We start from the raw sequence: 9,566 nt of genomic DNA on the forward strand, positions 1-9,566 counted from the left end.
TTTTACTCTCTTATCTGCTTAAACAAGGCGTTTTGACACCGAAAATCGTTATATCTCCACTTGTTTGTCGCAATCTCTTGATTTTTTGAACGGCGTTCAGTATAATATAATTGAACGTCGTTCAATAGGAGGTATAGTGTGGATAATAAAGAAGCAATCATACAGGCAACGATTAAACTCATTGAGGAAAAAGGGGAGCATTTAGAAGAAGTTACAGTCCGTGAGATATGCAAAAGAGCAGGTGTTGGATTAGGACTTGTAAATTATCATTTTGGAAACAAGGATAAACTCATCGAGCAATGTATTGAGCGTATGATAAACGGAACAGTCGAGCATTTTCAGAATATACGAGAGAAAACAGACGGTTTTACTCCTTTTGAGAAGTTGGAGTATCTCGGCAATATGACGCTTGATTTTCTGTTTGAACATTATGCCATTTCCAAAATTTCTGTTCTTACCGATATGCAGTCACCGAAAGAAAATGACAACACTTACAGAACTTATGCGGCATATCTTCCGCTTGTTGCAGCCTGCCGTCCTGACCTTGACGAAGCGGCGATAAGGCGAAAAACGCTGTATTTGATTACCGTTATGCAGCAAATGTTTCTGCGATACGAAATCATATCGCAAACATTGGGGATTGACCTTAGAAAGAGAGAAAACCGCAAGAATTTTCATACACAAGTTTTACATGATATTTTGGAGGTATAAAGAGTGAATATAACAGTGATAAACGGAACAGAAAAACACGGTGTTACCTACCGTTTGAAAGAGATGTTTTTAGCAGAGTTTAAGGATAAAGCGAATATTACAGAATACTATCTTCCGAAGGACTGTCCGAGCTTCTGTACTGGTTGCTTGAGTTGTACATTAAAGGGTGAAAGCACTTGCAAGGACGCAGAATATATTGGGAAAATTGACAAATCACTTTTGGAAGCAGACTTGATTGTAATGACATCCCCTGCCTATGTGTTTCACGCTACGGGAGCAATGAAAGCATTTCTTGACCATTTCGCTTACCGCTGGATACCGCACCGTCCTGCTCCTGAAATGTTTGGAAAGCGTGCGGTAATTATAACGCAATGCTTAGGCAGTGGAACAAAATCTGCGGCGAAAGATATGAAGCATAGTTTATCTTGGTGGGGAATTTCTAAAATCGGGATATTTACTGGTGCTTTGATGAGCGATATTGTTTGGGAAAAGCTTTCCCAAAAGAAACAAGCCGAGCTTACGGGAAAGATTCAAAAGCTATCCCGAAAGTTTGCTCATATAGATTATACAAAGCCCGCACACACAAATTTGATTACGAAATTCAAGTTTCTCGTCTGCCGTATGATGCAGCAATCCATACATCAATCAGACCCTGAATACCTTGACGGAAAGTATTGGGCGGAGCAAGGTTGGCTTGACAGCGGCAGACCGTGGAAATAATGTGGGGCAAAACGAAATCTCGGTTACTGGCAGATGTGAAAATGATAAATCAGTGAGTGATATATCAAATATTTTGCTCAAAATCAGTAAATGCAACGCAAAGTAGCAGGAAAATTCCGAATGTCATCTCTGCTTGCTTGTAATGCAAAGCACGGTTTTCTATACTTGGCGTATCAACATAAGGAGGTCACGAGAATGACATTTGCAGAAAAACTAAAATCTATCCGCAAGAAGGCAGGACTTTCGCAGGAACAGCTTGCGGAGAAGTTAGGCGTGTCAAGACAGGCGGTTACAAAATGGGAAACTGAAACAGGCATTCCCGACATTGAAAATATGATGGCTATCTCTGCCCTGTTTGACATTTCCATTGACGAGCTACTTTCCAATGAAAGAGGAATGAAAAAATCAAACGAGTATCTTTTTGAAAGCGTTACGGAATACGATATTGACGAGCCGAAACGCTATGATATGAAATTCGGTGGAGCAAAGCAATTTGTATTGTCTGGTTATGAGGGAGAGAAAATCCGTGTCCGTCTGGTATCTAATACCCTCTCTACGCTCCAGAACGATTTTAAGGTTAAAATTGACGACATCCGAAAACGGATTGATGTAGATGTAATCCGTAAAAACGGTATATCTGAAGCAACGGCAAAAGAAACTGTCAGTATTTTCGTTCAAATTCCTATACCCTATGTGGGAAAAATTGAGGGTGCTGTCAATGCGGAAACCGTAGAAATCCGCTCTTTAGATTGCGACAGTATTGAGCTTGATGTAAAGACGCCGAATATCATTCTAAACGATGTCGGCGGCACAGTAGAAATTAACTGCAATCTGGATATGAGTGTGGTTTGCAATTCCTTAAAGGGATACCTTGCAATCAATCAGGTGTCGGCAACTTCCAAAATCCATATTCCAGAGGGTGAAGTATTTACTGCTGTTACGAAGGGGATTGGAACGAGCATTTCCTATGAAAAGGACGGCAGACAGACGGAACGCTTTGACACGCCCGATGCGGAAAATGTCATAGAACTGAACGGCATTAAAAGTGAGCTTGTTATTTGCAACGATTAAAGACGAAGGAGTGTAAAAATGAATAATCTTGAAAAAATCCAAAAGACAATGAAGGTCTTTCAAACACTAACGAAGATTGTAATGGGATTCAGTTTTGTGGCGATTGCTTTTACATTAGTGGTTGGCAGCGTAAGTTTGATGGCAGATAAACTTCCATTTGGCGAGCTTCTGCAAAGGTTACTTATAGAAGCTGACAGAACGATTGACAATCGTGAAATAGGAATAGCCCTGCTCTGTGAAAGCGTGGTTTTGGTTTTCGGAGCGATTGAAGCTATTTGTGTTTGTAGATATTTTAAGTTGGAACTGAGCGAGGGAACACCTTTTACTGAAACAGGAGCAAAAAGCATAACGAAGCTCGGAATACTCTTTATTGTTGTAGATGTTTTATCAGCAGCATTTTCCTCTGCGATGGAAAAGTTTGCATTTATATCAGAACGGATGGATAACGGCGGTGGCATTGGTATCGGCATTTGCTTGATTTTACTTGCAATGGTTGTTCGCTACGGTGCGGAATTGGAGCAACGAGGCAGAGCAAAGTAACGCAGGAGGATTTCTATGGAAGATAGTAAATGGATACTCTGCCCTGTCTGCGGAAACAAAACGAGATTGCAGCTACGGGCAGATACGGAACTGAAAAATTTCCCGCTCTACTGCCCGAAATGCAAGCAGGAAAGTTTGATTAACGCAAAGGATTTGCAGGTAACGGTTATTAAAGGATTTGGAGCAAAAATACATAGCTGAATAGCAAAGCGACAAAATCTAATTTGTTGAATTTATGAATATAAGGAATTGATAGAATATGAATTATATAATTCGAGAGATTAAGGAAGAAGAGTATCCAATATTATCAGATTTTCTGTATGAAGCAATTTTTATTCCAGAGAGTATGGAAAAGCCGCCAAAGGCTATCATTGAACAGTCGGAGTTGCAAGTATATATTGCCGATTTTGGAAAAGAAGATGATTGGTGCTTAGTTGCGGAAGTAAAAGGAAAAATTGTAGGTGCGGTGTGGGGGCGTATTATGAATGATTACGGGCATATTGACGATGAAACACCGTCGCTTGCCATATCACTTTATGGCGAATATAGACATTTAGGCATTGGTACAGCACTTATGAAAGCTATATTGCACCTTTTAAAAGAAAAGGGATATAAACAGACATCTTTATCTGTCCAGAAAGAAAACTATGCAGTTAATATGTACCAAAAGATAGGTTTTAAGGTGGTAAGCGAAACGGAAGAAGAATATATAATGGTTTGTGAATTACAGTAAATTGGCGGTTTGAACTATTGATTTTCTAAGCAAAATCGCTTATAATATAACATGAAACATATTGCTATTATCCGCAGTTACAGAGCGAGTGTTATCAACCCCGATAACAAATTGATAACATTAGCCCATATAGGCAGGATAATATGGATATATCAAATAATCAAAAGCGCCACGAATACGACAGAGAATAATCTCTAAACAAAATTGATTAGGATTTGTCGAGTTTGAATAAATTGAAATGCTCTAAGAATCCAGTGGTTTTAGGGTTAGAGAATGATTGACAGGTGCAACAAATAAATCCATATTTATCTAAAAAGCCCTTAGCTGTGGGTAAAAACTCATGGCTAAGGGCTTTTTGTCGTCTTTATTTATATTGTTGAACTCTCATTTTATTGAACACATGAGACAGTATGCAGCCCATCTGATCGGGCAGTGTTATCAGGGCAGGCTCATAAAACTAAACGGAGAACCGGATCATATCCACATCCTGTTTGAACTTCCTGCAACAGCAGCGCCATCTGTTGTCGTGTGCAGTCTTAAGACACAGCTTTCAAAAGAAATCCGAGCAAATTTCTGGGATGAAATCAAGGATAAGTTGTGGAATAATATTTTCTGGTCAGACAGTTACTTTATTACGACTACAGGAGGAGCAGACATTGAAACGATAGAAAAATATATCCAAGACCAGGGTATTGAAAAACCGAAACGAAAATATACCAAAAGGCAAACAAAAAAAGAGTGAGGAAAAGACTTGCACTTGATATTGCCTTTGAAATATGATATATTAGCCATAGGCAAAGGATAATGTGCGTTCATGATTGATCGCCAAAGCAAAAACCCCCAGTGTTGCAGCACTGGGGGTTTTCTATACCGTTTTGGAACAGGTGGTTTATTCCTGAGGCTGGCTACCGCCTGTTACTCATCTTCGTCCAACCATTTGCAGATGTAGTAGGCAACTACACTTGCCAAAACAGAGAGAATAAAGGATAATGTGATATCGTTCACGATTGATCACCCCTTTTCTGTACCTGTATCGGGGGTGGTAGCTGAATAAAAGGGCCGGCGTTCCTGACCCCGTGGTTTTCTTTTCGTTTTTGCTTTTAAATCCTTGAAAATACGTGTTCAATGTGATACCATGATATCATGTCAGAAACATAAGAAAAGGTGATCAGATGGCAGGCAGAAAAGTAAAACAGCAGAAGGAGATAGAGCAGTTATCACCAGAAGCACTTGAGAAAGAAATTGAAAAAAATAAAAGGAAAATTGTGCAAAGCATTGTGTTTATAGCAGCTGCGGCAATTGCCCTTATCGCAATTTGAGTAACCAGGGGGACAGGTCCGCTGGCCTTTTATCGGGGGCCGCTGGCTCAATTCATGTCCCCAGTGGCACACACTCACAAATGTAAAAACTGCGCAGAGGAAATGGAAAACCAAACAAATTTCTCTGTGCAGCAGCCCGTGAGGGTGTTTTTGAAAATATAACATACAGTTAAAAATGGGAGGTAATGAAATATGAAGATTGTAATTATTGGTGCGGGAGCTATGGGATGCCTCTATGGTGCTTATTTAAGCCGACACAATGAGGTCATTATGCTTGATAGCTACCAGCCACAGGTAGACGCAATTAATAAGAATGGAATTACAGTGTCAGAAGAGGATGGAACAGAGCAGCATTTCTCATCAGTTCGTGCCTGCTTATCTGGTGAGTACAAGGAAGATGCAGATCTTGTAATTGTATTTGTCAAGTCTACATATACGGAAGATGCGCTGAAAACAAATCGCAAGTTGTTTGGGGAACATACGCTTGTAATGACACTGCAAAATGGAGCAGGAAATGATCGCAAGATTGAACAGTATGTTGTTAAGAAAAATATTATTATTGGAACAAGCAAACATAATTCTGTTAACAATGGAAACGGTCATGTGCGTCACAGCGGAACAGGTGCAACAACTATAGGCAGCAATCTAAAAGAAAACAGCAATCTGCAGATTATTTCAAATCTGCTTGAGGAAAGTGGATTTGCAGTAGAAATTTCTGATGATATTCAGCGTATCATATGGAGCAAGCTTTTTGTAAACCTGTCTATCAATACTTTCACTGCAATCACACGTTCTCCGATTCGTTCTATGATCGATAACCATTATGCGTGGGATTTTGCTGAAAAAATGATCTGTGAGGCAGTTGATGTTGCAGAAGCAGATGGTACACATTTTTCTTATATGGAAGTGTTAAATATGGTGCATCATGTATGCGAGGATGCAGGAAAAGGATACTCGTCCATGTCACAGGATGTCATGAACTGCAGGAAAACAGAGATTGATGCAATTAACGGTGCAATTGTAGAGCAGGCAAAGCTCTATAATGTAGCAGCGCCATATAATAGGCTAATTGTAGATCTGATTCACGCAATTGAAGAATCATATAAATATCAAAAATAAAACAACAAAGGACAGGGAAAACATATCCCTGTCCTTTGTGATTATGCAAAAAATAATTAGAAACTCATTCTTGATGTGATATCAGCCCAGGCTTCATCATCGATTTCTTCATTGTGAAACAGAAGTCGCTTGTCGTCTTCTGTAATGCTGCGGATCACTTTACATGGATTAGTTATAATTTGCAAAGAAATTTTTACCGACCTCGATATGGCTGCCATAGTCACAGAAGAATGGTGGATTAACAAAGGCACCTTCAGATTTTCTAAAATTCAATCACAACTGCCTCACAGCTGTCAAGTGTCAGTTTCGGTGCAGATGTAGTATCAATCTGTACGCTGCCGTCTGGTCTTGTGGATAACAGAATGCGTGCTGCCTGGGATTTGAGTGTCACAGAAGCAGGCTCTTTTCCAAAGTTTGCAGCAATAAGAACACACTTTGCCTCATCCTTTCGATAGAAAGCCATGATACTTTCTGTATCATTGTAAACAGGCACAAATTCGCCGTAGGTGAAGAGACTCTTATATTCATCTGACTTACGAAGAGCAATAAGCTTGCGATAATAGTTTAATACAGAATGTGCATCAGCTTCCTGATTCTTTACATTGATATCGGTATAATTACTGTTTACTTTCAGCCATGGAGTACCAGTTGTAAATCCAGCATTTTCGCCGTCTGTCCACTGCATAGGTGTTCTGGCATTGTCGCGGCTCATTTTGCTGCAGGCCTCAAGTGCAGCCTCATCGCTTAGTCCTGCCTCTTTTGCAACATGGTACTGATCCTTTGTGCTGATATCATCAAACTCATCAATGCTGTTCCATTTGGCATTCTGCATGCCGATCTCCTGACCCTGATATAAAAATGGTAGTCCGCGAAGCAGCACATTTATTGTTCCAAGCATTTTAGCACCTGATGGCGTGTGGGCATATTCAGGCAAAAAGCGTGATACACCGCGCGGCTCATCATGGTTTTCGATAATATTAGATTCAAAACCATAGTTCTGATTTCTAAGCTGAGAGTCGATAATAGTTTCGCGCCATTTTTTAAATTCAATTGAAGGTGAATCATACCAGCCGTGCTTGCCGTCACTTAAGCATGCGGCACTGAAATCAAATATAGAAGAAAAATGACCATCTTCGCCTATAAATTCGCGAAGCTCATCGCCCTTCATATTGAAAACCTCACCAACAGTGAAGGCATCATATTTTTCAAATGTATGCTTTTTTAACTCCTCCAGATAGTCACCGACACCATTTACGTGCTCGACCATTTCCCAGCAGCTTACAAGTCCGTCGTCACCGTCAGGCTCATAGTCAGGGAATGAAGGATCTTTTTTAATATTGATAATGGCATCAATACGAAAACCGCCTAAGCCTTTTTCAAGCCACCAGTTGATCATATCATAAAGTTTTTGTAAGAGCGTAGGATTTTCCCAATTTAAATCAGGCTGCTCTTTTGCAAACATATGTAAATAATATTTGTTGCTGTTTGGAACTGGTTCCCAGCAGCTGCCGCCAAAATATGAGCGATAATTGCTTGGCGGATTGCCGTTTTTGCCTTCACGGAAGAAGAAATAGTCAGCATACTCACCGTCTGGGTCTGCGAGTGCCTTTTTAAACCACTCGTGCTTGTCAGAACAGTGATTGATAACAAGATCCATAATGATTGAGATACCGCGTTTTTTTGACTCAGCAAGAAGTTCATCAAATTCTTCCATGGTGCCAAATTCTTCAGCAATCGCATAGTAGTCTGATATATCATAGCCCTGATCAACAAAAGGTGATTTGTAGATCGGAGAGAGCCAAATGATGTCAATACCAAGCTCCTTTAAGTAGTCAAGCTTTGAGATAATACCACGCAAGTCACCTATACCGTCACCGTTTGTATCAAGAAAGCTCTTTGGATAGATTTGGTAGGCAACCTTGTCGTGCCACCATTTTTTATTTGTTGGATGTAAGTTTTTTATTGTATTCATTTAAATTAAGCCTCCATTCTGTCAAAAATTTAAATTTGCTTGATAAAAAAGATAAATTGTATTATATTGCTATTATAGAAAACAAAAATCAATTTTTCTTGCAATATTTTTTCATCATATAACACAATCCTGCTGTATTTGAGCGCTTTAGGATAACACAGCAGAAAAAGGAAAGGAGACACTTTGAAAAAGCTGTATGTACCGTCACCAGAGCAAAAAGAGAGTGCAAAGCATGGGGAGACCTTATTTCCGATGCAAAAATACATCACAAAACTGGACTTAGTCCATCCGGTAGTCACAACGCACTGGCATGAAGAGGCAGAGCTGACGCTTATTACAGAGGGAGAGGGTCTTTATCAGATTGATCTGGTAGATTATGAAGTGAAAAAAGGAGATATTTTATTTGTTTTGCCGCTTCTTCTTCATAGTGTTTCATTAGCGCAGCCGCAAAATGAAGAGATGGTTTCTGAAACATATGTATTTCATATGAATTTTCTTGGCGGAAATTCAACGGATATATGTTCAACACGCTATTTTGTTCCTATTATGAATCATGAATTAATATTGCCATGCCTGATTACGCCAAAGCATCCTGCCTATGTATTAATTCGAAAAATTTTTTATCAGATTGCATCACTTTATCATGAAGAGGTGCTAGGATATGAGCTTGCATTAAAGGGATTATTTTTGCAGGTGATTTTTCTGCTGCTTCAATACAGCGCAAAGCAGGTAAAAAATATGCTGCCAGAGGAGGGTACGCCATCTGATAAGCTAAAAAACGTGTTGGATTATATTGAAATTCATTATGCAAAGACAATCTCCGTAGAGGAACTTGCAAAAATCTGCTGTTTCAGTGAATATCATTTTATGCGCTTTTTTAAAAAGCATATGAACATGACTTGCGTGGAATATGTAAACAATGTCAGGCTTGAAAAGGCAGTGGAGCTATTTGAGCAGGGCAATACATCTATTTTGGAAGTCTCCTTGTCGGTAGGCTTTCACAATTTGTCTTATTTTCATCGGGCATTTAAAAATAAATATGGAATGACACCGCGCAGTTTTATAAAAGAACTGAAATGATTCCAATAAAAAGTGTGCAAAACATGGAAAATATCTCAAATCAAAGAAAAATAGAAAAAAACACTTACATGAACAAAAAAAATGTGGTAAAATAGCGCAGCAATGAAAAATGGTTGCAGTATAAGTGACTGCATATTGGAAACGCACAATCCCTTTCGAATGATTTGGATGCTGACTTAACCCAGCGGCAAGCCACTGGGGTTCCATTGACGGAGTTCTAGTGCCTGCGTACATCGCAAGGACTTTGGCAGACACATCTGTTCCGGAGCAACAAAACTCGCGAACAAGCAGTCCTACGACC

The 9,566-nt window shown here is 39.6% G+C and carries 11 protein-coding genes; 10 read left to right on the top strand and 1 reads right to left on the bottom strand.

The window, feature by feature from the left end:
• Positions 1-138 precede the first annotated feature (138 nt).
• The 9 genes from LKD48_RS03705 (at position 139) to LKD48_RS03745 (ending at position 6,213) form a co-directional block, all read left to right on the top strand.
• A complete protein-coding gene (locus tag LKD48_RS03705) occupies positions 139-711 on the top strand; it encodes a TetR/AcrR family transcriptional regulator (protein WP_055237701.1) in 573 nt (190 codons plus the stop codon).
• A gap of 3 nt (positions 712-714) precedes the next feature.
• Positions 715-1,431: a flavodoxin family protein gene (locus LKD48_RS03710; RefSeq protein WP_055237700.1), complete on the top strand. Its 717-nt coding sequence runs from the start codon at positions 715-717 to the stop codon at positions 1,429-1,431.
• 195 nt (positions 1,432-1,626) lie between these two features.
• Positions 1,627-2,502: a helix-turn-helix transcriptional regulator gene (locus LKD48_RS03715; RefSeq protein WP_055237698.1), complete on the top strand. Its 876-nt coding sequence runs from the start codon at positions 1,627-1,629 to the stop codon at positions 2,500-2,502.
• Positions 2,503-2,520: 18 nt separating this feature from the next.
• On the top strand, positions 2,521-3,042 hold the full coding sequence (locus tag LKD48_RS03720; RefSeq protein ID WP_055237697.1) for a hypothetical protein: 522 nt from the start codon (positions 2,521-2,523) through the stop codon (positions 3,040-3,042).
• Between the two features lie 15 nt (positions 3,043-3,057).
• On the top strand, positions 3,058-3,243 hold the full coding sequence (locus LKD48_RS03725) for a cysteine-rich KTR domain-containing protein (RefSeq protein ID WP_055237695.1): 186 nt from the start codon (positions 3,058-3,060) through the stop codon (positions 3,241-3,243).
• 58 nt (positions 3,244-3,301) lie between these two features.
• Positions 3,302-3,775: a GNAT family N-acetyltransferase gene (locus tag LKD48_RS03730; RefSeq protein WP_055237693.1), complete on the top strand. Its 474-nt coding sequence runs from the start codon at positions 3,302-3,304 to the stop codon at positions 3,773-3,775.
• A 340-nt stretch (positions 3,776-4,115) separates the two neighbouring features.
• Positions 4,116-4,517: an IS200/IS605 family transposase gene (gene tnpA, locus LKD48_RS03735; protein ID WP_308731227.1), complete on the top strand. Its 402-nt coding sequence runs from the start codon at positions 4,116-4,118 to the stop codon at positions 4,515-4,517.
• A 430-nt stretch (positions 4,518-4,947) separates the two neighbouring features.
• Positions 4,948-5,094, top strand: a complete 147-nt coding sequence (locus tag LKD48_RS03740; protein WP_308731228.1) for a hypothetical protein — start codon at positions 4,948-4,950, stop codon at positions 5,092-5,094.
• Between the two features lie 192 nt (positions 5,095-5,286).
• A complete protein-coding gene (locus LKD48_RS03745) occupies positions 5,287-6,213 on the top strand; it encodes a ketopantoate reductase family protein (protein ID WP_227100119.1) in 927 nt (308 codons plus the stop codon).
• A gap of 262 nt (positions 6,214-6,475) precedes the next feature.
• Here LKD48_RS03745 and LKD48_RS03750 read toward each other — a convergent pair whose 3' ends face one another.
• Positions 6,476-8,185 carry an alpha-glucosidase gene (locus LKD48_RS03750; protein WP_308731229.1) on the bottom strand — a complete coding sequence of 570 codons (1,710 nt, stop codon included), beginning with the start codon at positions 8,183-8,185 and terminating at the stop codon, positions 6,476-6,478.
• 183 nt (positions 8,186-8,368) lie between these two features.
• Here LKD48_RS03750 and LKD48_RS03755 point away from each other — a divergent pair, with 183 nt between their 5' ends.
• The gene (locus tag LKD48_RS03755) at positions 8,369-9,265 is read left to right on the top strand and encodes an AraC family transcriptional regulator (protein ID WP_308731230.1); all 897 of its coding nucleotides are present in this window, start codon (positions 8,369-8,371) and stop codon (positions 9,263-9,265) included.
• Positions 9,266-9,566: the final 301 nt, after the last annotated feature.

This window comes from Anthropogastromicrobium aceti (assembly GCF_020687335.1).
Classification (GTDB): domain Bacteria; phylum Bacillota; class Clostridia; order Lachnospirales; family Lachnospiraceae; genus Anthropogastromicrobium; species Anthropogastromicrobium aceti.